Raw genomic sequence first — 25,361 nt, 5'->3', positions numbered from 1 at the left:
GAAACGCCTGCCGGCAAGGGATTCGTGCCGATCAGAACCAATCCGGCAAGGCTTCGCGCGAGATCATCTCGTCCAGCGTCGGGCGGGGGCGGATAATGGCGAAGCGGTCGCCATCGACCAGCACTTCCGGGATCAGCGGCCGGGAATTGTATTCCGAGGACATCACCGCGCCGTAAGCCCCGGCCGAGCGGAAGGCGATCAGATCGCCCGGCTTCGGCGGCGGAAGCTGGGTGCCCTTCTGGAAGGTATCGCCCGATTCGCAGATCGGCCCGACCACGTCATAAGCCGAGACCTCGGCCCCCGGCACGGCTTCGATCACCGGCACGATATCGTGATGCGCGCCATACATGGCCGGGCGGATCAGGTCGTTCATGGCGGCGTCGAGGATCAGGAAATCGCGGCCCTCGCCCTGTTTCACATAGATCACCTGCGACAGCAGGATGCCGGCATTGCCGGCGATATTGCGGCCCGGCTCGATCTCGATCTCGCAGCCCAGATCGCCCACCGCCTCGCGGATCACCTGCCCGTATTCGATGGGCAGGGGCGGGGCGCTGTTGTCGCGGCGATAGGGGATGCCAAGGCCGCCGCCCATATCCAGCCGGCGGATGTCATGGCCATCGGTGCGCAGCGCACGCGTCAGGTCGGCCATCTTGGCATAGGCCTGCCGGTAAGGGTCGAGATCGGTCAGTTGGCTGCCGATATGCATGTCGATGCCGATGACCTCGATCCCCGGAAGCGCGGCAGCCTCGGCATAGACCTCGCGGGCGCGGGCGATGGGGATGCCGAACTTGTTCTCCGACTTGCCGGTGGCGATCTTCTCATGGGTCTTGGCGTCCACATCCGGGTTCACCCGGATGGCGATGGGGGCCACGCCGCCCATGCCGGATGCGACCTCGGACAGCGCCAGCAGTTCGGGTTCGGATTCGACGTTGAACTGACGGATGCCGCCTTCCAGCGCCAGCCGCATCTCGTCCCGGGTCTTGCCGACACCGGAAAAGACGATGCGGTCGCCCGGCACACCGGCGGTGCGGGCGCGGGCATATTCGCCGATGGAGACCACGTCCATCCCCGCCCCAAGATCGCCCAGCAATTTCAGCACGGCGATATTGGAATTCGCCTTCACCGCATAGCAGATCAGATGATCCGGCGCCCATTCCAACGCCTGCCCGAAGACGTTGAAATGCCGGGTCAGCGTGGCCGAGGAATAGACATAGGCCGGGGTGCCGACCTCTGCCGCGATCCGCGACAGGGCGACATCTTCGGCATGAAGCTCGCCATTCTTGTAGTTGAAGTGATCCATCAGGCGATCCTGCGAGAGCGGAGGAAAAGATAAAGCGGCAGCGCACAGCCGATGCCGAGCGCCATGGCCGGAAGGGTCAGGAAGGCCAGCCAGTTGCGGCGCACCGTGGTCTCGGCCAGGCACCAGACGGCCAGCGTGACAAGCGCCACGATCCCTGTCGCGTCCGGCGCCTCCATCCGCAGTCCGAAGCCCGCGCCGATCAGCGCCAGCAGCAGCCAGCAGGTTCTGAGTGGCGTCAGATCAAAGCCCATCCGCCCGGACACCGATGCGGCCATCGCCCGAGACCGAAACGCCGGGCTTCGGCGCCGGCTGTTCGGGACGCTGCGGCGCGCCATCGACGCCGCAAGCGGCCAGCGTCAGCGCGGCGATCAGGGCGAGGTATTTCATAGCTTTTCCTTCCAGCGGGAAATCTGGGCACGCACCTGATCCGGTGCCGTGCCGCCATAGCTTTGCCGCGACGCGACCGAGTTATGCACGCCGAGCACGTTGAACACATCCTCGGTGATCGCGGCGTTGACCGATTGCATCTCGGTCAGGGTCAGATCCGGCAGATCGACGCCCTTGTCTTCCGCCATCGCCACCAGCGAGCCGGTGACGTGATGGGCCTCGCGGAAGGGCAGCCCGGCCTCGCGCACCAGCCAGTCGGCCAGATCCGTCGCGGTCGAGAACCCGGCCGAGGCCGCGGCCTCCAATTTTTCGCGATTGGCAGACAGGTCAGAGAGCATCCCCGCCATCGCCGCCAGCGCCAGCATCAGGTTGTCGGCGGCGTCGAATACCTGTTCCTTGTCCTCCTGCATGTCTTTGGAATAGGCCAAGGGCAGGCCCTTCATCACCGTGAACAGCGCCACCGTCGCGCCGAGGATACGGCCGATCTTGGCGCGGATCAGCTCTGCCGCGTCGGGGTTGCGCTTCTGCGGCATGATCGAGGACCCGGTCGACCACTTGTCCGACATCGAGACGAAACGGAACTGGGCCGAGGACCAGATCACCAGCTCTTCCGCCAGCCGCGACAGGTGGACGGCGCAGATGCTCGCGGCGGACAGGAATTCCAGCGCGAAATCGCGGTCGCTGACGGCATCCAGCGAATTGGCCATCGGCCGGTCGAAATCCAGCGCCGCAGCCGTCGCGTGGCGGTCGATGGGATAGCCGGTGCCGGCAAGCGCCGCCGCACCCAGGGGCGATTCGTTCATCCGCTTGCGGGCATCCTGAAAACGCGACAGGTCGCGGCCGAACATCTCGACATAGGCCATCATGTGATGACCCCAGGTCACCGGCTGCGCGGTCTGCAGATGGGTGAAGCCCGGCATCACCCAATCCGCCCCGGCCTCAGCCTGACCGAGCGCCGCGCCGATCAGCGCCCGCAGCCCGGCAATCGCCGCATCGCATTGATCGCGCACCCAGAGCCGGAAATCCGTCGCCACCTGGTCATTGCGCGAACGGCCCGTGTGCAGCCGCCCCGCCGGTTCGCCGATGATCTCCTTCAGGCGGGCCTCGACATTCATGTGAATATCCTCCAGCGCCTCGCTGAAGGGGAAATCGCCACCCTCGATCTCTGACAAAACGGTGAGCAGCCCTTCCCGGATCGCCTCGGCATCGCTAGGACTGATGATGCCCTCGGCCGCCAACATCGCGGCATGGGCCCGGCTGCCCCGGATATCCTGGGCGTAAAGCCTCTGGTCATACCCGATGGAGGCGTTGATCGCCGTCATGATCGCATCGGGACCAGAGGCAAAGCGCCCGCCCCACATCGCGTTTGCCGTGTCTTTGGGGGTCTTGGCGTCGGTCATCAGGTCTGGTCCGAAAGGTTGAACATGCTGCGTCTGCTGATCCTTTATACGGCGCTTGCTGCCGGTGCAAACATGGGTGTCGCAGCCGAGATCGACTTCGACGCCGCCAAGGCCGGCGGGCTGGAGCTTGCCGCCGGCAATGGCGAGCCGGTCTCGGGCACCGTATTCACCGACCCCGAGGGCGGCGAGCATAGCCTGGCCGATTATGCCGGACAGGTCGTGTTGCTGAACTTCTGGGCCACCTGGTGCGCCCCCTGCCGAGAGGAAATGCCGGCGCTGAACAGCCTGCAGAAGGAGTTGGGGGGCGAGGATTTTCAGGTCGTCACCATCGCCACGGGACGCAACCCGCAGCCCGCAATCGACAAGTTCTTCACCGAGGCCGAGATCGATGCGCTACCGGTTCTGCTGGACCCGCGCCAGAAACTGGCCCGCGAATTCGGCGTCGTCGCCATGCCCGCCACGATCCTGATCGACCGCGACGGGAACGAGGCCGCGCGCATGATGGGCCCGGCCGACTGGGCATCCGACACGGCGAAGGCCGTGGTCAACCAGCTGACAGCGCCCTGACCCTGTCGTGGCAATGGCAGGTGGTGATGTGGTCGTTAACCATGCCCACCGCCTGCATGAAGGCATAGCAGATCACCGGTCCGCAGAAATTGAAGCCGCGCTTCTTGAGCGCCTTCGACATCTCCACCGACTGATCGGTCGAGGCCGGCACTTCCGGCAGGCTGGTCCAGCGGTTCTGGACCGGCGCCCCATCGACGAAGCCCCAGAGCCAGGGCGTGAAGCCCTTGTCCGATTCGATCTCCAGAAACAGCCGGGCGCCCTTCACCGTCGCCTCGATCTTGCCGCGATGGCGAATGATACCGGGGTTTTGCAGGGCATTTTCAACATCTTTTTCACCCCAGGCCGCGACGCGCTCGGGGTCGAAGCCCTCGAAAACCTCGCGGAAGCTGTCGCGTTTGCGCAGGATGGTGATCCAGCTCAAGCCCGCCTGAAAGCCGTCCAGAACCAGCTTTTCCCAGAGTGCGCGCGGGTCACGCTCGGGCACGCCCCATTCGTTGTCGTGGTAATCGACATAGAGAGGCTCTGTTCCGCACCAACCGCAGCGTTCGACCATTGATATTAACCCTTTATGCGAAAAATGTTCGGGTTTCACCCCGGGTTAAGACATCATGGTCATGATGCACGAAGACAGCAAGGACTCGGTCATGATGGATGCAGGACAGGAAAACGACGTGGCAGGCTCGGCGCTTGAATATGTGATCGACTACAAGACGCGATTGACGCTGGACACGGTGCAAAATGCACTGGCGCGGGGGGATGCCGTTCTGGCCTATCAACCGATCGTACAGGCAGACCGACCGGCCCTGATCGCCTTTCACGAGGGGCTGATCCGGATCATCGACGATTCCGGTCGCTTCGTGCCGCTGCGCGATTTCATGCCCGGGGCAGAGGCGACCGACCTTGGTCGCCGGATCGATTGCGCCTCAATCGCGCTGGGCCTGCATGGGCTGCATCAGGATCCGACGCTGCGGCTGTCGGTGAACATGTCGGCGCGCTCGATCGGGCATCCGGTCTGGATGGAGACATTGCGCCGTGGCCTCGCCGAAGACGAACGAATTGCAGAGCGTCTGATTCTCGAAGTCACGGAAAGCTCGGCCATGGACATGCCGCAACTGGTGATCCCCTTCATGCGCGACCTGCAGGGGCGCGGCGTCAGTTTTGCGCTGGATGATTTCGGTGCCGGGCATACCTCCTTCCGCTATCTGCGCGAATTCAATTTCGACATGATCAAGATCGACGGCCAGTTCATTCGAAACATCGCCGACAAGCCGGACAATCAGATTCTGACCGCCGCATTGCAGGCGATTGCCCATCACTTCGACATGTTCACCGTCGCCGAATCGGTCGAAACCGCAGACGACGCTGCCTACCTGATCGGCATGGGGATCGATTGCCTGCAGGGCTATTATTTCGGCGCACCGACGATCACACCGCCCTGGAAGACACCGAACGCCGTGCGCCGCTGACGGGACGACGCGCGTTGCGACGGCAGCACGCGCCGCCGTTTCACCCCCGCCATCCGCGCTGACCGCCCCCATTGTCGACGGAAGGTCCTTCAGCGTGATGCAGGTCGCGCCTTGACGCTGGGTCTCACTTGGGCATGGTTAGGTGGACTGCATATCACCTGCCAGCCAGGCTCACCGGAGGGAAAATCCATGACCAAAGCCGTAATCGTTTCCGCAGCCCGCACACCCGTGGGCAGCTTCCTCGGATCTTTTGCCAATATCCCGGCGCATGATCTCGGGGCAGCGGTTCTGGCAGAGGTCGTCAAGCGCGCCGGCATCGACCCGGGCGAGGTCAGCGAGACCATCCTCGGTCAGGTCCTGACCGCCGGCCAGGGCCAGAACCCCGGTCGCCAGGCCCATATCAATGCCGGCCTGCCCAAGGAAGCGCCGGCCTGGCTGCTGAACCAGGTCTGCGGCTCGGGGCTGCGCGCTGTGGCCCTTGCCGCCCAGCAGGTCATGCTCGGCGATGCGCAGGTGGTGCTGGCGGGCGGCCAGGAATCAATGTCGCTTTCGGGTCACGCGGCCTATCTGCGCAGCGGGCAGAAGATGGGCGACATGAAGATGATCGACACCATGATCAAGGACGGCCTCTGGGACGCCTTCAACAACTACCACATGGGCCAGACCGCCGAAAACGTGGCCGAACAATGGGGCATCACCCGCGACGCCCAGGACGAATTCGCCGTCGCCAGCCAGAACAAGGCCGAGGCCGCGAAGAAGGCAGGCAAGTTCAAGGACGAGATCGTTCCCTTCACCGTCAAGGGCCGCAAGGGCGATGTGGTGATCGAAGAGGATGAATATATCCGCGACGGCGCCACCATCGAGGCCATGCAGAAGCTGCGCCCGGCCTTCACCAAGGAGGGCACGGTCACGGCCGGCAATGCCTCGGGCCTGAACGACGGCGCTGCCGCCGTCATGGTCATGACCGAAGACGAGGCCGCGCGTCGCGGCCTGACGCCGCTGGCCCGCATCGCCTCCTACGCGACGGCGGGGCTCGACCCGGCGATCATGGGCACCGGCCCGATCCCGGCCAGCCGCCGGGCGCTGGAAAAAGCCGGCTGGAAGGTCGGCGATCTCGATCTGGTCGAGGCGAACGAGGCCTTCGCCGCCCAGGCCCTGGCCGTCAACAAGGACATGGGCTGGGATCCGTCCATCGTGAACGTGAACGGCGGCGCCATCGCCATCGGCCACCCGATCGGCGCATCGGGCGCGCGCATTCTGAACACCCTGCTGTTCGAGATGGGCCGCCGCGACGCCAAGAAGGGTCTGGCCACGCTCTGCATCGGCGGCGGCATGGGCGTCGCCCTCTGCATCGAGCGCTGATAACGCCAAGCGGCGCGCAATGATCTTGCGCGCTGTTAACCAAGACGTTAGCAATATTTCAACGACTTCATTCGACGGAGGGGGGAACCATGTCCAGGACAGCTATCGTAACCGGGGGTTCGCGCGGGATCGGCGCGGCCATTTCCAAGGCACTGAAAGACGCGGGCTACAGCGTCGCGGCCAGCTATGCCGGCAATGACGACGCCGCCAAGGCCTTCACGGCGGAAACCGGCATCAAGACCTACAAATGGGATGTGGCCGATTACGACGCCTGCGCGGCAGGCATCCAGCAGGTCGAAGCCGAACTCGGCCCGGTCGACGTGCTGATCAACAATGCCGGCATCACCCGCGATGCCATGTTCCACAAGATGACCCCCCAGCAGTGGAAAGAGGTCATCGACACCAACCTGACCGGGTTGTTCAACATGACCCACGGGGTCTGGGGCGGAATGCGCGACCGAAAGTTCGGGCGGATCGTGAACATCAGCTCGATCAACGGGCAGAAGGGACAGGCGGGTCAGGCGAACTATTCCGCCGCCAAGGCCGGCGATATCGGCTTCACCCGCGCACTGGCGCAGGAGGGCGCACGGGCCGGGATCACCATCAACGCCATCGCGCCCGGCTATATCGGCACCGAGATGGTCCGCGCTATCCCGGAAAAGGTGCTGAACGAACGCATCATCCCGCAGATCCCCGTCGGCCGCCTGGGCGAGCCCGAGGAAATCGCGCGCTGCGTCGTCTTCCTCGCCTCGGACGATGCCGGCTTCATCACCGGCTCAACAATCTCTGCAAACGGGGCGCAATACTTCTCCTGACGCGCAAAGGCGTGGCAGTTTCGGGCCGGCCTCCGGACGGGGGCCGGCCTTTCTCGTGACCGCATGGATCAGCGCGGCGAAGGCTTCGCGGCGCAGACGGTGAGCCTCGTCAAAGGCCAGCTTCTGGCGGGGGGAGGTCGGGATCTGAAGCATGACGGAAGCCTTTCAAACAAGTATTTCTTCTGCCCTGACTCTATGCGCCTTTGATTATCCCGGACAAACGAGATATTCTGCACCAACATTCAAGAAAATCTTGAGCCAATGGACCAACCGCCCCTGACCGCCCTGCGCGCCTTCGAGGCCGCCGCCCGCCACCTTTCCTTCAGCCGCGCGGCGGAAGAACTGCATGTGACCCCGGCTGCGCTGTCCTTTCAGATCAAGCAGCTTGAGGCGCATCTGGGACAGCCGGTCTTTCAGCGCGCGCATCGCAGCCTGTCGCTGACACCGCTTGGCCAGACCCTGCTGCCGGGCATAAGGGCCGGGTTCGAGCAGATCGCAGCAGCCTGGCACGAGGCACAGCGTAGCCTCTCGGCGACGCGGTTGGTACTGACGGCGGGACCTGCCTTCACCTCGAAATGGCTGTCGCCCCGATTGTTCGGCTTCGCCCGCGCCCATCCCGAGATCGAACTGCGCCTGGTCGCCAGCCTGCGCCTGATGGACCTGGAGCGCGACGGCATCGACATCGCCATCCGCTATGGATTGCCAGGTGGGCAGGGGCAGGTCTGCCACGATCTGATGCCGCATGACTGGCACGCCCCGATGATGTCGCCCGAGATGGCAGAACGCTTTCCGACCCCGGAAAGCCTGCACGACGCGCCGCTTCTGCACATGCATGACCTGGACTTCATCAAGCCGACGCCGGATTGGCCGGGCTGGTTTCGCGCCGCCGGGCTGGGAAAACCGCCGCCCGGCGGCGCTGCTTTCTCGCATCACGACCATGCCATCGACGCGGCGGTGGGTGGTGCCGGGATCATCATCGGTCGCTGGTCGGTCAGCCATGACCATCTGGCGGCAGGCCGGCTGGTCGCGCCCTTTCCGCTGTCGCTGACCGGCAATGCCGCCTTCCGCTTCCTGTGTCGCTCGGGGCAGGAGGATCGGCCCCATATCCGCGCCTTCCGCGACTGGCTGGATGCCGAGATCGCGCAGATGGATCCGATGCATGAAGGCCGAATATTCCTTGACGACTGGTGAGATCCGGCGTCGGGAAGCCGTGCCAATGAAAAAGGCCCGCGCCAGACGCGGGCCTTTCTTCGTTCGGATGTCCCACAAGGGGTGAATTCTTCAGGCGTTCAGGCGTGCAATCTCTTCCTTGAGGCGCAGCTTTTCCTTCTTCATCTCGGCGATCTCGAAATCCGTCGCACCCGGCGCACGCTGCGCCTGTTCGACCGCCTTGGAGATCTTGTCATGCCTCTCACGGAGCCTCTCGATGTGAGCATCGACAGTCATTATCGTCCTCCTGTAACGCTTTTCTGACAGCTCGATTGCATCACAGAACTTCGCATCTGTCACCCTCATTCAGCGGGTTTCAGGACCAATGCAGCGGCATGGCGCAAGATTGCCTGCGCATTCTCGGTAAGATTTTCGGCATCACCCATATGAGCCGCACCTTCATGCATGATGAAGGGCGCCAAAAGACGTAGCGGACCGCGCGCACCCTTGCGCGCCGAGAGAATCACCCGCCCGGCCTCACGACCTTGCCGCGCCGCGATCGGCAGGATTGCGACATCGCCCGCGCGGCCCGCGAAGCCGCCAAGAATCGCATCGAGTCGTTCCGCCAGATGGATGATCGTCAGCCGCCCACCGGGACGCAAACGACGCAGGCCGGCGTCGATCCAGCCGGCAAGCGGGGTCTCCTCGTGCCGTGCATCCGCGCGGGCGCTGTTGGCCGAGCGGGTGCCGGCGGCGAAGAAAGGCGGGTTCATGATCACCTGATCGAAGCCTTGCGCGCGCAGCCCGGCGGGCATGGCGGCCAGATCGGCCTCGACAACCTCCATGACGATGCCGTTTCGCGCGGCATTGGCGCGGGCAAGCGCGGCGGCAACAGGGTCGCGCTCGATCCCCGTCAGGCGCAGGTCCTGCACCCGCGCGGCCAGGCAAAGCGAGGCCACGCCGGCACCGCAGCCCAGTTCCAGCACCGTCTGCCCCGGCACCGCCGGGCAGGCTGCGCCGAGCATGACCGCATCGGCACCGGCGCGATAGCCGTTCGCCGGCTGCTCGATCCGCAACCGGCCACCCAGAAAATCGTCGATCCGCGTCTCAGTCATTCAGACCATGCTCTCGCAGGATGGACTGGGCCATGAAATGATCGCGATCCGCGACCATCAGCCGACGCGGCAGAATTCCCAGCGACCCTTCCAGAATGCTCATATGCTGGTCGAGCGCGTAGGTTTCGATTCCATCGGCACGCAGCACGTCCTGCGCCCGGATCAGGCGCAGCGGATCGGTGGTTCTGAGCAGTTCTTTCATGCGCCAAAAGCTAGCGGGCAGTTGCACGGCTGTCCATCGCGTGGCAAGTGCAGTGACGGAAAGGAATTTGCCATGGACGCTGCCGTTGCCGATACCCCGATGGACCGCCTGTCGCGCGAGCTTGCGCCGGAAATGGCGGCGGTCAACGATCTGATCCGCGAACGCATGGCCTCGCGCCACGCGCCGCGCATCCCCGAGGTCACCGCGCACCTGGTCGAGGCCGGCGGCAAACGGCTGCGGCCGATGCTGACGCTGGCGGCGGCGAAGCTCTGCGGCTATGGCGGCCCCTATCACGTCCATCTGGCCGCAACGGTGGAGTTCATCCATACCGCGACGCTGCTGCATGACGACGTGGTCGACGAAAGCCTGCAACGGCGCGGGCGGCCGACGGCGAACCTGCTTTGGGACAACAAGTCCAGCGTGCTCGTGGGCGATTACCTGCTGGCCCGCGCCTTCCAGCTGATGACCGATACCGGCGTCATGCGCGTGCTGGAGATCCTGTCGAACGCCTCGGCCACGATATCCGAGGGCGAGGTGCTGCAACTGACCGCCGCGCAGGATCTGGCGACGGATGAAGGCATCTATCTGCAGGTCGTGCGCGGCAAGACCGCAGCGCTGTTTTCTGCCGCGACCGAGGTCGGCGGCGTGATCGCAAGCGCAACCGAGGCGCAGGTGCGCGCGCTGTTCGATTACGGCGACGCGCTTGGCATCGCCTTCCAGATCGCCGACGACCTGCTGGATTACGGCGGATCGAGCGCGGTGATCGGCAAGAATACCGGCGACGATTTCCGCGAGCGCAAGCTGACCCTGCCGGTCATCAAGGCGGTGGCACTGGCCAACCCCGAGGAGCGTGCCTTCTGGCAGCGCACCATCGAGAAGGGCGATCAGCGCGACGGCGACCTTGAGCAGGCGCTGTCGATCATGACCCGGCACGGCACGCTGATGGCGGCGCGCGAGGATGCGCTCGGTTGGGCGGCGAAGGCACGCGCAGCACTCGCCCCCCTGCCCGCGCATCCGATCCGCGACATGCTGGAAGATCTGGCCGATTTCGTCGTCGCCCGAATCGCCTGAGCGAAAACCTCTCTGACAATAAAAAGCGCCGCAACCTTGGTTGCGGCGCTTTTTCCTGTTCTGGTCCGGCCGGTTACTTGGCTTGGACGAAGTCCGGATAGGCTTCCATACCCATCTCGCTGACATCGAGACCGGTGATCTCGGATTCCTGGTCGACGCGGATGCCCATGGTCATCTTCAGGATCATCCAGGCGGCGTAGCTGATGATGAAGACGAAAGCACCGATGGAGATGACGCCAAGGGCCTGCACCCCATAGCTCGCATCGCTGTTGGTCGCCGGCACGACCAGCGTGCCCCAGATCCCGGCGCAGAGGTGAACCGGAATGGCACCGACCACATCATCGATTTTCAGCTTGTCGAGCAGCGGCACCACGACCACGGCGATGACACCGCCCACGGCACCGATCAGAAGCGCGGCGAAGATCGAAGGGGTCAGAGGTTCGGCGGTGATGGCAACCAGACCGGCAAGTGCGCCGTTCAGCACCATGGTCAGGTCGATCTTGCCGAACATCACCTGCGTGGTGATGATCGCGGCGATCACCCCGGCCGAGGCGGCAGCATTGGTGTTCACGAAGATCCGGCTGACATCGGCGGCATCATTCACGCTGCCAAGCGCCAGTTGCGAGCCGCCGTTGAACCCGAACCAGCCCAGCCACAGGATAAAGGTGCCAAGCGTTGCCAGCGCCAGGTTCGAACCGGGCATCGGCTGCATCCGGCCATCGGCGCGATACTTGCCAAGGCGCGGCCCCAGCACAATGGCACCGGCAAGGGCGGCAAAACCACCGGCGGCGTGAACCAGCGTCGAGCCCGCGAAATCCGAGAACCCACGCTGGTCCAGCCAGCCGGCACCCCACTCCCACGATGCTTCGATCGGGTAGATGAAGGCCGTCAGGATGACCGTGAAGATCATGAACGGCCACAGCTTCACACGTTCCGCCAGGGTCCCCGAGACGATCGAGGCCGTGGTGGCGCAGAACATCAGCTGGAAGAAGAAGTCCGAACCCGCCGCATAGCCGTCTTCGACATTCCCGGCACCGACAGGGTCGATGGACTTGGGCGAGAAGAGTTGGCCGATGACATTCGGCACCGTCCAGGCATCGCCCGGATACATCAGGTTATAGCCGACCACCCAGAACATGAGTCCGGCAATGGCGAAAAGCGAGATGTTCTTGAACAGCTGCGTGGTGACGTTCTTCGAGCGCACCAGACCGGCTTCCAGCATGGCAAAGCCTGCGGCCATCCACATGACCAGGAAGCCGCCAATCAGGAAGAGAAGGGTATTGAAGATATAGGCGACATCTGCGCTGACCGCCGGCGGCGCGGCAGCGGCGGCGGTCGCCGCCGCATCCTGGGCCTGTGCGGCACCTGCAGCAACCGCCAGTGCAATTGCGAGGGGGAAGATCTTTCTCATTCGGCTTCACCTTTTCGTTCTGGTCCACCGCCGCAGCGGGCAGCTCTCGCCACCAAAAAGGCGGATCATTGCCGAACTGCTCAAGCCTTCAGCAGTATGCCGGGGGCCCGGAAACGATAAGCGTCCAGAAAACAGGCGATTTGCGGTGTGATTGCCCGAAAAACGCGCAGATCACATACGGGTCATGGGCCTTCGCATCCCTACCTGCTTCGTGTATGCTGCCAGCCAATCAGGCCGGGGGAAGCCGGTCGCGCAGGAATACAGGCATGGCACAACCTCCCCGCAAGAGCCGCCCCGTGGTGGCCGAACGGCGTTATTCGAATCCGACCAAACCCTCCGGCACGACGCCGCGCGGCAAATCCGGTCGTCGCGCACCCGTGCGGCGCGGCAACGCCATCACGAGGGGGGTCACCGGCTTCATCTCGCTGATCTGGAAGGCGATCTGGCGCACCGTCTGGTTCTCGGTCCTGGCCGTCTTCCTGATCGTGGCACTGGCGACCTTCTATTATTATTCGCAACTGCCCGAGGCCTCGGCGCTTTTCGACGGGCGCGCGCGCGGCGGTGTCACCATGCTCGACCGCGAGGGCAAGGTCTTTGCCTGGCGGGGCGAAACCTATGGCACCACCGCCCCCGACCAGATCGCGCCATCGCTGCGCAATGCCGTGGTCGCGACCGAAGACAAGCGCTTCTACGGCCATCTCGGCATCGACCCGCGCGGCATTGCCAGCGCCATCAAGATCAACATGGCCGAGGGGCGCGGCCCGCTGGAGGGCAATGGCGGCTCGACCATCACCCAGCAGGTCTCGAAACTGCTCTGCCTTGGCGAAACCTTCGATCCGACCCGCTGGAAGGACGAAGCCGCCTATGAGGCCGAGTGCCGGACATCGAGCCTGTGGCGCAAGGTCAAGGAAGTCCCCTATTCCTTCGCCATGGAGCTCAAGTATTCCAAGGACGAGATCCTCGGCATCTACATGAACCGTTCCTATCTGGGCGGCGGCGCGCGCGGTTTCGAAGCGGCGTCCGAGCGTTATTTCGGCAAACATGCCAGCGACGTCACCGTGGCCGAATCGGCGATGCTGGCCGGGCTGCTGAAGGCGCCGAGCTATTTCGCCCCGACCTCGAACATCCAGCGGGCACAGGACCGCGCCAGTGTCGTGCTGAACCTGATGCACGAACAGGACCGGATCACCGATGCGGAATTCGAACAGGCCAAGGCCAATCCGGCGGTGCTGTCGCAGGCCGCCCAGGCCCGCGCCGGCGGCTATTTCGCCGATTGGCTGATGGAATCCGGCCCCGGCTTCCTGACCACCGAAACCACCGAAGACGTGACCATCCTGACCACATTCGACCAGAAGGTGCAGCAGGCGGCCGAACGGGCGATGAAACGCATCTTCGACGAAAAGGTGCGCGACGGCTCGAAGGCCGAGGCCGCCGTGGTCGTGCTATCGGCCGATGGCGCGGTGCGGGCCATGGTCGGCGGGCGCGATACCGTCGTTCAGGGCGTCTTCAACCGCGCCACCCAGGCCAAGCGGCAGACCGGCTCCAGCTTCAAGCCATTTGTCTTTGCTGCCGCGCTCGATCAGGGGATGACCGCCGACAGCATCGTCCATGACGGCCCGCTGACCATCCGCAACTGGTCGCCGCAGAACTATACCCGGCGCTATTCGGGCGATGTGACGCTGACCCGGGCACTGTCGCAATCGCTGAACACGGCGACGATCCGGCTGCAGGAAAAGGCCGGGCGGGATTCGGTGATCCGCATCGCCGAGGAATTCGGCGTCGGCAGCGACCTGCCGAACGTGCCTTCGCTCGGTCTCGGCGTTTTCGATTCGACGCTGCTGGAAATGACCGGCGCCTATGCGGGCATCCGCAACGGTGGCCGCGCCGTGCGCCCCTATGGCGTGGTCGAGCTGCGCATCCGTGGCGAGGACAGCCCGATGATCGCCCAGAGCGGCGGCATGGGGCAGCGGGTCATTTCCCAGCAGGCGGCGGCCAACCTGATCGCGATGATGCAGCAGGTGATCCAGAACGGCACCGGCGGGCGCGCGAAGCTGGGCGAACGCCAGGCGGCGGGCAAGACCGGCACCACCTCGTCCTATCGCGACGCCTGGTTCATCGGCTTCACCGATCAATATGTGACCGGCGTCTGGATGGGTTATGACGACAACACCCCGCTGAAAGGCGTGACCGGCGGCGGTCTGCCGGCTGAAATCTGGCAGGCGGTGATGACCGAAATCCACGAGGGTCTGCCGAACGAGCCGCTCGGCCGCTTCGTCGGCGACGAGGGTTCGCGGATCGGCGACGGTGTGGCGCCCTCGGTGCGCGGCGACGATGCGCTTGCCAATGCGCTCAGCGCGGCGCTGAACGACATGGCGAGGGACAGCCCCGCCGCACCCGCCGGCCAGCCGGTCGTGCAGGGTTCGGGGGAACCGCTGGCCGACGCGCTCAGCGCCGCCTTGGGACAGGTGACGCCCGTCACGGCCTCTCAGCCGGCAGGGCAATCGCGTTCCGAACAGGTCCCGGCTGGCACGACCGAAGGTCGTCGCGGCGTCACCAATGCCCCGGAAAGCGCCGGGGCCGATCCATTGGCTGATGTCTTGCGTGGCATCGAGGGGGTGAATTGAGCCTGCCATCTCAGCGCACAAAGCAATAGGCGCGCCCCATCGGGCGCGCCTATTCATAACCCTGGGCAGCTTCGCGACGACTCAGCCTGCGCGCTGCAAGGCCGCCGTCAAAGCACCGATATCACCGCCATTGGCAGCCAGCATGGCGGAAATCTCGGCCCGTTCCGAGGCCAGCATGTTCACGCCTTCGATGATGATGTTGAAATACTTGCTTTGCCCCGACTTGTCGGAGACATGCCATTCCACCGTCATCGGCGCCCGCCCGTTCAGCTTGGCGATCGAGGTCACGGCGAAGAAGGATTTCATCGGTCGCGCCCCGGTCACCTCGATCCTGGAGCCGATGAATTCGCGGAACCGCGCCCCGTATTTGCGCCCGATATAGCCCTGGAAGGCCTGCTTGTAGGCGGCGAATTGCTGTCCGCTGACCTGCCGCGCCTTGGGGCCGAGCGCCGAACGCGCGATCACGTCGACATCGGCATAGCGGGCGAAGATCGCCTCGAAATCCTTGTACATCTGTGCCGGCGGGCGGCCGGAATTGATCACCGCATAGACCTCGTTCAGCGATTGCTGGACAAGCGCGCGCGCCTGATCCGTGTTCAGCGCCCAGGCCGGTGCCGCCATCAGGACCGCACCGGCACCGAGAAGGCCCAGGAAACCGCGCCGGCTGCTAGTCTGCATAGGGGTCTTCGTAAGGGTCATAAGCCTCGCCTTCCATTCCGAGTTCGTATCGGCGGTGCTGCAGGTAAAGCAGCCGCGTCTGTGCATAGCTGTCCGCACTGTCATACAAAACCGAATCGACCGTATCCCCGAAACGCGCCCGCTCACCGGCTTTTGATCCGACGCGAAGGCCGAAGGCGTAATAGACCTCTGGCTCGCCAGCTATGTTATAGACCGGGTCGATGACCAGATCGACGACCTTCCCGACCGCATCCCGCTGGGTCGAGGGGCCGAGCAGCGGCAATTCGACATAGGCCCCTTCCGGCACGCCCCAGACATGCAGCGTCTCGCCGAAATCGGTATCGACCTCGTTCAGGCCGAATTCCTGTCCGGCCGGGTCGTGCAACCCGCCAAGGCCAAGGGTGGTATTGACGATGAACCGCCCGGCATTCTGCGCCGCGCGCGCCGGTCGCCCCTGCAGAAGCCCGTTAACCACCTTGCCCGGCAGCGCCAGATTGCCGCCGACATTGGTCACCAGTAGCATCGCGCTTTCGCCATTGCTCTCGTCATCGCCGCCATGCGAGGTCAGCGGCTTCACGACATTGCTGTCAAAGCCCTTGTTGAAGGCGTGAACCCGCCGATTGGCAGCCTCGTAAGGGTCGTTGACCTCGCCCGGCGGGGCCGAGGCGCAGCCTGCAAGAAACAGAGGCAGCAGCACCGCCGGTAAGACATGTCTCGCTCGCATTTCATTGCCACCTTCGGGATCGGCCTGTCTCATTCTTCCGCCTTCGTGACGGTTCAAGGCGGAATAGCCCCTGATCTCCGCGCCGACAAGTCGGGCGACAGAATCGGGGCCGTTCCGGGTAATGGAACAGGTCCCCACCTGCGATGGCCAGGCCAGCCCGGCTCAGGGGCCGGGATTGACTTCGCCCAGGAAGGTCAGGAAATTCGCCCAGCTTTTCTGGTCCGCATCCTCGCGATAGCGGTCCGAGCCGAAGACTGTGAAGGCATGGGGCGCGCCGGCATAGACCTCGGCCTCATAGGGGGTGCCGGCGGTCTCCAGCTCGGTCAGGAAGGCTGCGAATGTGGCCAGGTCCGGGCTCTGATCGGCGCCGCCCTGATAGACCCGGATCGGTGCTTTCGCGGCACTGTAATCCTGACCCTCGGGCGTCTCCAGCCCACCATGGAAACTCGCATAGCCGGTCACGCCTTCGGGCTGCATCCGCGCCATTTCCAGCGCCGCCGCCCCGCCGAAGCAATAGCCGGCGACAACCGGCGTTGAAATATCGTTTGCCGCCGCGGCCTCAAGCCCGGCACTCAACAAGGTGCGCATTAGCTCGCGGTCGCCATAGAGTTTTTCGGTCTCGGCCCGGTTCCCGTCCGGCGTGTCGGGGCGAACGCCCTTGCCGTAAAGGTCGATGGCGAAAGCGTTATAGCCCAGCTCGGCCAGCATATCGGCGCGCTGTCTTTCGTAATCGGTCAGCCCGTCCCAGTCATGGATCAACACCACCGATCCCTTTGGACTTTCCGCCTTGGCCAGATAGCCTTCGAATTCCCGGTCGCCTGAAGCGTAATCGACTGCCTCACCCGCGAATGCCGGGGCCGCTGCCGCAATAATCGCCGTCGTCAGAACATGTTTCATCGTCGCATCTTCCTTCGCCTGGATCGTTAAAAGCGGGCGAGACGCAAACGGGATACCCTTGCCTCAGCCCTTGCGACCGATCTTAGGCTCTGTTCCGCCCAAAAGCCGGGTAATATTTGCGTGATGGCGCTGGAAGATCAGCGCCGCCATGAACAGCGCCGCCAAGGCCACCTGCCCGCGCCCGAGCAGTAGCGCCAGAACCGGTGCCGAGGCCGCCGCGACAAGCGCCGAAAGCGAACTGATCCGCGAGATCGCCGCGACCGCCAGCCAGATCGCACAAGCGGCCAGCCCGACCGGCCAATGCATCGCGATCAGCGTGCCAAGGAAGGTGGCCACGCCCTTGCCGCCCCGAAAGCCCAGCCAGACCGGGAAGCAATGGCCCAGGAAGGCGGCAGCACCCGCGAGAATCCCGGCGGTCTCGCCGCCGAAATATCGCGCCAGCAGCACCGCCATGGCCCCCTTGCCGCTATCGAGCAGCAGCGTCGCCAGTGCCGCGCCCTTATGGCCGGTGCGCAGCACATTGGTGGCGCCGATATTACCCGAACCGATACTGCGCAGATCGCCAAGGCCAAGCGCCCGGGTGATGACAACCCCGAAGGGGATCGAGCCGATCAGATAGCCGATGACGATCCAAAGCACCGCACTCATCCGAAGACCCTCTCGCCGCCGACCCATGTGCCCAGGACACGGCCCTGCATCCGGGCACCGTCGAAGGGCGTGTTCTTCGATTTCGAAGCCAGCGCGAAACGATCCAGCAAGAAAGGCGCATCGGCATCGAAAAGGACCAGATCCGCCGGCGCACCCGCTGCCAGCCGGCCCCCGTCCAGCCCCAGCCGCCGGGCCGGGTTCAGCGACATGGCCCGGAACAGTTGCGGCAGGCTGAGCCCACCCTGATGGTAAAGACGCAGCGCCGCCGGCAGCAATGTCTGCAGGCCCACCGCGCCCGGCGCGGCCTCGGCGAAGGGCAGGCGCTTCGATTCCTCGTCCTGCGGGGTGTGGAAGCTGGCGATCACGTCGATCTCGCCATCGGCGACCGCCTGAACCATGGCCAGCCGGTCCTTCTCGGCCCGCAGGGGCGGGGTGAAGCGAAAGAAGGTGCGGTAATCGCCGACATCGAACTCGTTCAACGTCAGGTGATGGATCGAGATCCCCGCCGACACGTCCAGCCCGGCCTTTCGCGCGCGTTTCAGCGCCGGCAGCGCCTCACCCGTGGTGATCTGGTCGGCGTGATAGCGGGCGCCGGTCATCGCCACCAGCGTCAGGTCGCGCTCCAGCCCCATCCGTTCGGCCAGGGGAGAGACATCGGGGATGCCGTAAAGCGACGCGAACTTGCCCTTGGTCGCCGCAGCCCCTTTCGACAGGCCGGGATCCTGCGGATGGCCGACGATCAGCGCGCCCAAGCCCCGCGCATAGGTCATGCAGCGGTTCAGCAGCTTGTTATCGGCCACCACATGCACGCCATCGGTAAAGGCCACGGCGCCGATATCGCGCAGGAAAGCCATTTCGACCATCTCGCGGCCTTCGCGCGCCTTGGTCAGCGCCGACATGTGCCGCACCCGGACGATGGAATCGGCGCTGCGCTTGGCCACGAAATCGAGGCTTTCGGGGCTGTCCACCGGCGGGCGTGTATCGGGGCGCACCACCATGGTCGTGACCCCGCCCGCCGCCGCCGCGCGCCCGGCGCTGGCATAGGATTCCTTGTGCCGCTCGCCCGGCTCGCCCACCTTCACGCCCCAATCGACAATGCCGGGGGCCAGACAGCGGCCAGCACAGTCGATCACCTTCGCCCCTTCGGGCGGCGCGCCGTCGCGGGCGGCAATCTTGCCGGCCTCGATCGTCAGCGTGCCATTGGCGTCGGTTCCCGCTTCGGGGTCGATCAGACGGGCATTGGTGAAATGCAGGATCATGCGACGTCCTTCTGGATGCGTTGAAGCAGTTCATAGACCTCGGGCGCGTCCACGATGGCCTCGAAAACCTGGCGATAAGTGGCGGGTTCCTCGATCTTCACGCGCCGGCCTCCTCCACCGGGGGCTGGCCGCTTTGCTGAACCCGGCGGATCAGCGGCATCACCGTCTCGGCATCGGCGATATGGCGGAAACCCGGTCGCTCGAAACGCCGACCGCCTTCCGGGCCGAACAGGATCGAGGGCGGGTCGCCGGCCACGAATTCCACCAGCGTATTACGGTCGAGCGGATAGCTGACCAACCGCCGCCCCTTCGAGGGCACGTCGGTCGCGATGATCACCCGGCGGTCGGTCAGCGTGTACCAGCTGCGCGAGCGCAGAAAGGCCTTCCAGAGAAGCTGCCCGAACAATTGACGCAGACCGGCGAACAGGAAGATCAGGCCGAACATCGCGAAGACGATGCTGGCCTGCGCCGCCAGATACATCCAGATCAGCGAGAAGCAGACCGCGAACAGGCCGGGCATGATATTGCGCAGATTGTCGAATTCGATGCGGATGCGGCGGTCGGGCTGACCCTGCCAGAGGATCTGCTCATCCGCGTCCAGAATGCCCTGCCAGCCGGGATGGCGGCTGGTCTCGGGCAGGGATTGGGCATCCTGCGGATCAGGCATGGCCACCCTCGGCCAGGGCGCGGCCACGCTCGGCCCGCAGGTTGCGCGCCAGAAGGTCCATCGCCGCCATGCGCACGGCCACGCCCATCTCGACCTGATCCTGGATCACGCTGCGATTGATGTCGTCGGCAATGGTGCCGTCGATCTCGACACCGCGATTCATCGGGCCGGGATGCATGACGATGGCGTCGGGTTTGGCATGGGCCAGCTTCTCGGCATCCAGCCCCCAGCGGTGGTAATATTCCCGCTCGGAGGGGATGAAGCCGCCATCCATGCGCTCCTTCTGCAGGCGCAGCATCATGACCACATCGGCATCGGCAAGGCCTTCGCGCATGTCCTCATAGACCTCGCAGCCGAATTCGGCGACACCCGAAGGCATCAGCGTGGCCGGCCCGACCAGCCGGATGCGGCTTTCCATCTTGCCCAAAAGGATCAGGTTCGAGCGCGCGACCCGGCTGTGCGCGATATCGCCGCAGATCGCCACGGTCAGCCGGTGCAGCCGGCCCTTGGCGCGGCGGATGGTCAGCGCGTCCAGAAGCGCCTGCGTCGGATGCTCGTGCCGTCCGTCGCCCGCGTTCAGCACCGCGCAATTCACCTTTTCGGCCAGCAGGTTGACGGCGCCCGACTGGGAATGGCGCACGACCAGCAGATCGGGATGCATGGCGTTCAGCGTCAGCGCCGTGTCGATCAGCGTCTCGCCCTTTTTCACGCTGGACTGGGCCACCGACATGTTCATCACATCGGCCCCGAGCCGCTTGCCGGCCAGCTCGAAACTGGACTGGGTGCGGGTCGAATTCTCGAAGAAGAGGTTGATCTGGGTCATCCCCTCCAGCGCGTCCGAGCGTTTGATCGTGCGCCGGTTCAGATCGACATAGGTCTCGGCCAGATCGAGAACGGAGGTGATTTCGGGCGGCGACAGGGGCTCGATCCCCAGCAGGTGGCGGGCGCGGAATGTCATCGGGACCCCTTATGCGATCTTGCAATCCTCTATCGCAAACCGGGCGGGTCGCGGCAAGAGCCGGGCTTGTGGCGGGACGGGTCGCGCCCTAGTTTCGGGCCATGGAATCGGGTCTGACATGGCGCGGCGTCGAGATCGACGGCCCCACGGCGCTTGCGCTGCTGGAATGGCAGCGTGAATTTGGCGTGGACGAGCCGATGCTGGATGCGGCCCTCGACCGCATGGACCTGCCGCCGCCGCCGAAGCCCGCACCGATCATGCCGGCCGCAACCCCGACCGCGCAGCAACCGGCGGTCGCGCCCCGCACCGATGACAGCGAGCTGATCGCCGAAGCAGAGGCGCTGGCACAGGCGGCGCAAAGCCTCGACATGCTGGCCGAGGCGCAGGCGCGCTATGACGGGTTGGCGCTGAAACGGGGCGCGCGGAACTTCGTTTTCGCGGATGGCAATCCGGCGGCGCGGGTGATGATCATCGGCGAGGCCCCGGGCGAGGAAGAGGACGCGCAGGGCCGCCCCTTCGTCGGGCGCGCCGGGCAATTGCTGGACCGGATGCTGGGCGCCATCGGCATGGGCCGCGATGTGCCGGATGCGACGCGCGCGGTCTATATCGGCAATGTGCTGAAATGGCGCCCGCCCGGCAACCGTCGCCCGACGCCCGAGGAAATCGCGCTGTCCCTGCCCTTCCTGCGCCGGCAGGTCGAACTGGCCGATCCCGAGATCATCCTGCTGATGGGCAATACGCCCTGTGCCGCCGCCCTGAACCGCGAAGGCATCCTGCGCCTGCGCGGCAACTGGACCGAAGCCTTTGGCCGCCCGGCTTTGCCGATGACCCATCCGGCCTATCTGCTGCGCAACCCCATCGCCAAGCGCGAAGCCTGGGCGGACCTGCTGTCGCTGGCGGATCGCCTTAAGCTTTAGGAAGCGGGACCGAGCCTGCGGGTATTGCCGCGCAGAACCGGCGCAGATGCGCTTGGTGCGGCGGTTTGTGGCATGACAGGCTCGGGCAAGGGTTCCGGCACGACATCGGGAATGACCGGCGCCGGTTCCGGCGGTGCCACCGGCACGGCGGCGCGGGTCACGGGAACGGGCTGGACGGGTTGCGCGGCGGCGGCTGCAACCTCGGCCCGGGCGGCACCGGGCAGGCGGCGCATGGTGCCCGCCCCCTGCTTGGCAAGGCGCTCCATCGCATCGGCGTTACGGCGGGTATTGTGATAGATGCCGATCAGCACGATCAGCCCCGCCATGCCCGCGCCGATGCCCAGAAGACCCGGCACGGCCACATCCAGCATCGCCCGCCAGCCCTGATCGCGCATGTTCCACAGCCGCGAGGCGATCTGACCAAGGCCGGCGGCGGCCCCCAGCCAAAGCAGGAATTCAACGATCTGGATCAGGCGGTATCGGATATTCAGTCTCATGCCGCGATCAGTACGAATACGCGCCGTAGATGCGAGTCAAATCTCCGTGCCATTCGCCGTGATATTTCGCGAGGAGCTCATCCGCAGGTGCCTGCCCGGTCTCGACGCTTTCCTTCAACGCGTTCAGGAAATGGGTCTCGTCAGGCACCAGCCCGCCGGCACCGGGACGGGCGCGGGCGCGCAGCCCGGCCTCGGCGATATTGACCGCCTCGCGCGCCAGGTCGTGCAGCTTCACGCCGCCCGCCTCGCCCTGAAGCCCGTCCTTGGCAGCAGCGCGGCGCAGGCCTTCGCGGGTTTCGGCGTCCAGCCCCTTGACCAGATCCCAGGCCGCATCCAGCGAGGATTGATCGTAAAGCAGCCCGACCCACAGCGCCGGCAGCGCGCAAAGACGGCGCCACGGACCGCCATCGGCACCGCGCATCTCGATATATTTCTTCACCCGCGCCTCGGGGAAGACGGTGGTCATGTGATCGGCCCAGTCCGACAGCGTCGGCAACTCGCCCGGCAGCGCCGGCAGTTCGCCCTTCAGGAAATCGCGGAAATTCTGGCCGAGCGCGTTGATATACTTGCCGTCGCGATAGACGAAATACATCGGCACATCGAGGACGTAATCGACCCATCGGTCGTAACCGAAGCCGTCCTCGAAGACGAAGGGCAGCATCCCGGTCCGCGCCGCATCGAGGTTCTGCCAGATATGCCCACGCCAGCTTTTATAGCCGTTGGGCTTGCCATCGAGGAAGGGCGAATTCGCGAACAGCGCCGTCGCCACCGGCTGCAAGGCCAGCGACACCCGCAGCTTCTGGACCATGTCCGCTTCCGAGGCGAAATCGAGGTTCACCTGCACCGTGCAGGTCCGATACATCATGTCGGTGCCAAGCGTGCCGACCGTCTTCATATAGGGGGTCATCAGCGCATAACGCCCCTTCGGCATCATCGGCATCTGATCGGCACGCCAGATCGGCGCGGCACCGAGGCCGATGAAACCGGCACCGATCTTCTCGGCCACCTCGCGGACCTCGGCAAGGTGCTGGTTCACTTCGTCGCAGGTCTGGTGGATGGTTTCCAGCGCCGCGCCGGACAGCTCCAGCTGCCCGCCCGGTTCCAGGCTGACATTGGCGCCACCCCTTTGCAGCCCGATGATCTTGTCCTGTTCCAGCACCGGCTCCCAGCCGAAGCGCTGCTGCAGCCCTTCCAGCATCGCCTTGATCGAGCGCGGGCCGTCATAGGGCAAGGGCAACAGGCTGTCGGTGCAATAGCCGAATTTCTCGTGCTCGGTGCCGATACGCCAGTCCTCGCGCGGCTTCTCGCCCGAGGCGATATATTCGGCAAGCTGTTCGCGCCGTTCGATCGGGCCGCCGCCCTGCTGGGGAATGGACATCTCGGACCCTCGTTTGCTTCTCGTGACAGGTGGCGCGGCAAGCCGGCCAAGTCAACCCGACTTGGGCGCTTCCCAGACGATCCGCAAGGACGGCCCAGCCTTCTGCGCCAGGGCGGCGGAGACCCGCCCGAGATCCAACCCCGGCAGCGCCGCGAAGGCATCGGCCAGCCGGTCGGCGCCTTTCGCCTCGACCGGGATCAGCAGCGCCTCGCCGCCGCGTGTCTTCAACCGCCAGTGGTCGTGGCCGTTCAGGCGCAGCAGCCTGATTTCGCTGAGCTCGCGCAAGGCCAATGTGCCGCCGATGGCGCGGGCGCCGAAATAGCGGATCTCGCCCTCCACCACCTCGACGACGCCGGGGGCGGCGATTTCGCGATGGAAGGCAAGGCGGCGCCAGCTTCCCAGAAGCCAGCCGGCAGAAAGCGCGAAGCCTGCGAAACCCAGAAGCGCGAAGAACCAGCCGCCCCGCGATCCGACCCAGCCCGCCAGCGCCATGCAGAGGATGGCAGCCAGAAATTCCCGGCGCGGTTCCAGCCAGCGGGCGAGTTCCGGGCGGATCAGTCCCATCGCGCCAACGCATCCTCATCGTCGGATTTCGCCGCAACCCATGCGCCGGGGCCGTTCGGGCCGATCTCTCGCTTCCAGAAGGGGGCGCGGGATTTCAGGTAATCCATCAGGTATTCGGCGGCGGCGAAGGCCTCGGCCCGGTGGCGGGCGGCGGTGGCGACGGCCATGATCGGCGCACCCACGCTCAGACGGCCGTGGCGGTGGATGACGGCGAGGTCGATCAGGTTCCAGCGCGCGGCGGCGCGGCTGGCGATCCCGGTCACCGCCTTTTCGGTCATGCCGGGGTAATGTTCCAGTTCCAGCGCGACCATCTGGCCGGTATCGTCGCGCACGAGGCCGGAAAAGGTGACGATGGCCCCCGCGCCCTGCCCGAACCCGTCCAGCACGGAGGACATCTCGAACGGCTCGGGCTGGATGCGGATCAGCATCAGCCGCCGGTCATGGGCGGGAAGAAGGCGATCTCGCGCGCATGTTCGATCCTGTGGTCGAAATCGACCAGTTCCTGATCGACGGCGACGCGGTAGGAGTTCAGGTCGGACAGCGCCGCCGCATAGCGTTCATTCCGCGCGATCAACTGGTTGACCAGCCCGCGCACGGTGCTGGCGCCGGTCTCGACGCGCTCCTTCGGCTCGCCGATGCGTTCGCGGATCCAGGCGAAATAGAGGATATCCAGCTTCATTTCGGTCCCCTCAGGAAGGGCATGGCCTTGCGGAAGTAATCCCAGCCGGTCCAGGCGGTCAGCCCGGCGGCGATCCAGATCAGGATCAGGCCCAGAAAGGTCGCGACCGCCGACCAGGTCATGCCGCCGGGCAATTCGGCCTCGCCCACCATCGGCGCGCGGCCATGTTCGACATAGGCCAGCCCGGTGCCCAGAAACAGGACCGAGATCGCCACCATCTGCGTCGTCGTCTTCCACTTGGCGATCTTGGTGACGGCCAGTTGCGTGGCCTTGTCGCCAAGCGATTCGCGCAGGCCCGAGACGAAGACCTCGCGGAACAGGATCACCGTCGCGGGCAGGATCAGCCAGGGGTTCATGCCCGAATAGCCGGTGATGACGACAAGCGCGATCACCACCATGGCCTTGTCGGCAATCGGGTCCATGGCCGCGCCAAAGCGGCTTTGCTGGTTCCAGGCGCGGGCCAGATAGCCGTCGAACCAGTCGGTGATCGCCGCCAGCAGGAACAGCGCCAGCGCCGCCCAATCGGCCCAGGGGCGATGGAAATAGAGAAACATCACCGGCACGCCGGGCGCGGCCAGCAGCCGCAGGATGGTCAGGATATTCGGCACGGTCCAGGTCATGGCGAT

Annotated in this window: 30 protein-coding genes; 8 read left to right on the top strand and 22 right to left on the bottom strand. The window is 65.2% G+C overall.

Features of this window, described 5'->3' with window-relative positions; translation table 11 throughout:
* Positions 1-31: 31 nt before the first annotated feature.
* From lysA to argH, 4 genes are read right to left on the bottom strand one after another with little or no spacing between them, the layout of a single operon-like run.
* On the bottom strand, positions 32-1,300 hold the full coding sequence (gene lysA / locus Q0330_RS04055; RefSeq protein WP_299474806.1) for a diaminopimelate decarboxylase: 1,269 nt from the start codon (positions 1,298-1,300) through the stop codon (positions 32-34).
* Positions 1,300-1,551 (bottom strand): DUF2834 domain-containing protein, encoded by a 252-nt coding sequence (locus Q0330_RS04050; protein WP_299474803.1) that lies wholly within the window; start codon positions 1,549-1,551, stop codon positions 1,300-1,302. Before Q0330_RS04050 ends, lysA begins: the two co-directional genes overlap by 1 nt.
* The gene (locus tag Q0330_RS04045) at positions 1,541-1,687 is read right to left on the bottom strand and encodes a hypothetical protein (protein ID WP_299474800.1); all 147 of its coding nucleotides are present in this window, start codon (positions 1,685-1,687) and stop codon (positions 1,541-1,543) included. The genes Q0330_RS04050 and Q0330_RS04045 overlap by 11 nt, the downstream gene beginning before the upstream one ends.
* Positions 1,684-3,087 carry an argininosuccinate lyase gene (gene argH / locus Q0330_RS04040; protein WP_299474797.1) on the bottom strand — a complete coding sequence of 468 codons (1,404 nt, stop codon included), beginning with the start codon at positions 3,085-3,087 and terminating at the stop codon, positions 1,684-1,686. Before argH ends, Q0330_RS04045 begins: the two co-directional genes overlap by 4 nt.
* A 24-nt stretch (positions 3,088-3,111) precedes the next feature.
* Here argH and Q0330_RS04035 point away from each other — a divergent pair, with 24 nt between their 5' ends.
* Entirely contained in the window at positions 3,112-3,654 is a 543-nt protein-coding gene (locus Q0330_RS04035; RefSeq protein ID WP_366518298.1) for a TlpA disulfide reductase family protein, read from the top strand.
* Here the strand turns inward: Q0330_RS04035 and Q0330_RS04030 are convergent.
* A complete protein-coding gene (locus Q0330_RS04030) occupies positions 3,632-4,207 on the bottom strand; it encodes a DNA-3-methyladenine glycosylase I (RefSeq protein WP_299474794.1) in 576 nt (191 codons plus the stop codon). The genes Q0330_RS04035 and Q0330_RS04030 overlap by 23 nt on opposite strands.
* Positions 4,208-4,301: 94 nt before the next feature.
* On the opposite strand from Q0330_RS04030, the gene Q0330_RS04025 reads away from it, so the two are divergent.
* The 4 genes from Q0330_RS04025 to gcvA all read left to right on the top strand — a co-directional run bounded on the left by Q0330_RS04025 (position 4,302) and on the right by gcvA (position 8,488).
* The gene (locus Q0330_RS04025) at positions 4,302-5,120 is read left to right on the top strand and encodes an EAL domain-containing protein (protein ID WP_299475268.1); all 819 of its coding nucleotides are present in this window, start codon (positions 4,302-4,304) and stop codon (positions 5,118-5,120) included.
* A gap of 189 nt (positions 5,121-5,309) precedes the next feature.
* A complete protein-coding gene (locus tag Q0330_RS04020; protein WP_299474792.1) occupies positions 5,310-6,482 on the top strand; it encodes an acetyl-CoA C-acetyltransferase in 1,173 nt (390 codons plus the stop codon).
* A gap of 89 nt (positions 6,483-6,571) precedes the next feature.
* A complete protein-coding gene (gene phbB / locus Q0330_RS04015) occupies positions 6,572-7,297 on the top strand; it encodes an acetoacetyl-CoA reductase (RefSeq protein ID WP_299474790.1) in 726 nt (241 codons plus the stop codon).
* A gap of 261 nt (positions 7,298-7,558) precedes the next feature.
* A complete protein-coding gene (gene gcvA / locus Q0330_RS04010; protein WP_299474788.1) occupies positions 7,559-8,488 on the top strand; it encodes a transcriptional regulator GcvA in 930 nt (309 codons plus the stop codon).
* Between the two features lie 90 nt (positions 8,489-8,578).
* Here gcvA and Q0330_RS04005 read toward each other — a convergent pair whose 3' ends face one another.
* From Q0330_RS04005 to Q0330_RS03995, 3 genes are all read right to left on the bottom strand, one after another.
* Positions 8,579-8,743, bottom strand: a complete 165-nt coding sequence (locus Q0330_RS04005) for a YdcH family protein (protein ID WP_299474786.1) — start codon at positions 8,741-8,743, stop codon at positions 8,579-8,581.
* 65 nt (positions 8,744-8,808) lie between these two features.
* Positions 8,809-9,561, bottom strand: a complete 753-nt coding sequence (locus Q0330_RS04000) for a methyltransferase (RefSeq protein ID WP_299474784.1) — start codon at positions 9,559-9,561, stop codon at positions 8,809-8,811.
* Complete coding sequence (locus Q0330_RS03995; protein ID WP_299474782.1) at positions 9,554-9,763, bottom strand: DUF2007 domain-containing protein; 210 nt, start codon at positions 9,761-9,763, stop codon at positions 9,554-9,556. Before Q0330_RS03995 ends, Q0330_RS04000 begins: the two co-directional genes overlap by 8 nt.
* A gap of 72 nt (positions 9,764-9,835) precedes the next feature.
* Here Q0330_RS03995 and Q0330_RS03990 point away from each other — a divergent pair, with 72 nt between their 5' ends.
* Complete coding sequence (locus tag Q0330_RS03990; RefSeq protein ID WP_299474780.1) at positions 9,836-10,834, top strand: polyprenyl synthetase family protein; 999 nt, start codon at positions 9,836-9,838, stop codon at positions 10,832-10,834.
* A 73-nt stretch (positions 10,835-10,907) separates the two neighbouring features.
* Here the strand turns inward: Q0330_RS03990 and amt are convergent, their stop codons facing one another.
* The gene (gene amt, locus Q0330_RS03985) at positions 10,908-12,245 is read right to left on the bottom strand and encodes an ammonium transporter (protein ID WP_299474778.1); all 1,338 of its coding nucleotides are present in this window, start codon (positions 12,243-12,245) and stop codon (positions 10,908-10,910) included.
* Between the two features lie 266 nt (positions 12,246-12,511).
* Between amt and Q0330_RS03980 the strand changes: the two genes are divergently transcribed.
* A complete protein-coding gene (locus Q0330_RS03980) occupies positions 12,512-14,869 on the top strand; it encodes a transglycosylase domain-containing protein (RefSeq protein WP_299474776.1) in 2,358 nt (785 codons plus the stop codon).
* Between the two features lie 81 nt (positions 14,870-14,950).
* Here Q0330_RS03980 and Q0330_RS03975 read toward each other — a convergent pair whose 3' ends face one another.
* The 7 genes from Q0330_RS03975 to Q0330_RS03945 all read right to left on the bottom strand — a co-directional run bounded on the left by Q0330_RS03975 (position 14,951) and on the right by Q0330_RS03945 (position 20,700).
* Positions 14,951-15,547, bottom strand: a complete 597-nt coding sequence (locus tag Q0330_RS03975) for a phospholipid-binding protein MlaC (protein WP_299474774.1) — start codon at positions 15,545-15,547, stop codon at positions 14,951-14,953.
* Positions 15,537-16,304, bottom strand: a complete 768-nt coding sequence (locus tag Q0330_RS03970) for a VacJ family lipoprotein (protein WP_299474772.1) — start codon at positions 16,302-16,304, stop codon at positions 15,537-15,539. Before Q0330_RS03970 ends, Q0330_RS03975 begins: the two co-directional genes overlap by 11 nt.
* Before the next feature lie 129 nt (positions 16,305-16,433).
* Positions 16,434-17,168 carry an alpha/beta fold hydrolase gene (locus tag Q0330_RS03965; RefSeq protein WP_299474770.1) on the bottom strand — a complete coding sequence of 245 codons (735 nt, stop codon included), beginning with the start codon at positions 17,166-17,168 and terminating at the stop codon, positions 16,434-16,436.
* Between the two features lie 63 nt (positions 17,169-17,231).
* Entirely contained in the window at positions 17,232-17,816 is a 585-nt protein-coding gene (gene plsY / locus Q0330_RS03960) for a glycerol-3-phosphate 1-O-acyltransferase PlsY (RefSeq protein WP_299474768.1), read from the bottom strand.
* Positions 17,813-19,075, bottom strand: a complete 1,263-nt coding sequence (gene pyrC, locus Q0330_RS03955) for a dihydroorotase (RefSeq protein ID WP_299474767.1) — start codon at positions 19,073-19,075, stop codon at positions 17,813-17,815. Before pyrC ends, plsY begins: the two co-directional genes overlap by 4 nt.
* A gap of 97 nt (positions 19,076-19,172) precedes the next feature.
* Entirely contained in the window at positions 19,173-19,742 is a 570-nt protein-coding gene (locus Q0330_RS03950; RefSeq protein WP_299474765.1) for an aspartate carbamoyltransferase catalytic subunit, read from the bottom strand.
* Positions 19,735-20,700, bottom strand: a complete 966-nt coding sequence (locus Q0330_RS03945) for an aspartate carbamoyltransferase catalytic subunit (protein WP_299474762.1) — start codon at positions 20,698-20,700, stop codon at positions 19,735-19,737. Before Q0330_RS03945 ends, Q0330_RS03950 begins: the two co-directional genes overlap by 8 nt.
* 101 nt (positions 20,701-20,801) lie before the next feature.
* Here Q0330_RS03945 and Q0330_RS03940 point away from each other — a divergent pair, with 101 nt between their 5' ends.
* The gene (locus Q0330_RS03940) at positions 20,802-21,617 is read left to right on the top strand and encodes a uracil-DNA glycosylase (protein WP_299474759.1); all 816 of its coding nucleotides are present in this window, start codon (positions 20,802-20,804) and stop codon (positions 21,615-21,617) included.
* Here the strand turns inward: Q0330_RS03940 and Q0330_RS03935 are convergent.
* From Q0330_RS03935 to pgsA, 6 genes are read right to left on the bottom strand one after another with little or no spacing between them, the layout of a single operon-like run.
* Positions 21,614-22,114, bottom strand: a complete 501-nt coding sequence (locus tag Q0330_RS03935) for a hypothetical protein (RefSeq protein WP_299474757.1) — start codon at positions 22,112-22,114, stop codon at positions 21,614-21,616. The genes Q0330_RS03940 and Q0330_RS03935 overlap by 4 nt on opposite strands.
* Positions 22,115-22,121: 7 nt before the next feature.
* Positions 22,122-23,492 (bottom strand): glutamate--cysteine ligase, encoded by a 1,371-nt coding sequence (locus Q0330_RS03930; RefSeq protein WP_299474755.1) that lies wholly within the window; start codon positions 23,490-23,492, stop codon positions 22,122-22,124.
* Between the two features lie 51 nt (positions 23,493-23,543).
* Positions 23,544-24,056, bottom strand: a complete 513-nt coding sequence (locus Q0330_RS03925; RefSeq protein ID WP_299474753.1) for a hypothetical protein — start codon at positions 24,054-24,056, stop codon at positions 23,544-23,546.
* Positions 24,047-24,484, bottom strand: coding sequence for a molybdenum cofactor biosynthesis protein MoaE (locus Q0330_RS03920; RefSeq protein ID WP_299474751.1), 438 nt, complete (start codon positions 24,482-24,484; stop codon positions 24,047-24,049). Before Q0330_RS03920 ends, Q0330_RS03925 begins: the two co-directional genes overlap by 10 nt.
* Positions 24,484-24,729: a molybdopterin converting factor subunit 1 gene (gene moaD / locus Q0330_RS03915; protein WP_299475265.1), complete on the bottom strand. Its 246-nt coding sequence runs from the start codon at positions 24,727-24,729 to the stop codon at positions 24,484-24,486. Before moaD ends, Q0330_RS03920 begins: the two co-directional genes overlap by 1 nt.
* A 2-nt stretch (positions 24,730-24,731) precedes the next feature.
* Positions 24,732-25,355 (bottom strand): CDP-diacylglycerol--glycerol-3-phosphate 3-phosphatidyltransferase, encoded by a 624-nt coding sequence (pgsA, locus tag Q0330_RS03910; protein ID WP_299474749.1) that lies wholly within the window; start codon positions 25,353-25,355, stop codon positions 24,732-24,734.
* Between the last annotated feature and the right edge of the window lie 6 nt (positions 25,356-25,361).

Origin of the sequence: uncultured Paracoccus sp., assembly GCF_937873615.1 — a bacterium.
In the GTDB taxonomy this organism is placed as follows: Bacteria; Pseudomonadota; Alphaproteobacteria; order Rhodobacterales; family Rhodobacteraceae; genus Paracoccus.
This window is presented reverse-complemented; position numbering and strand designations above follow the sequence as displayed.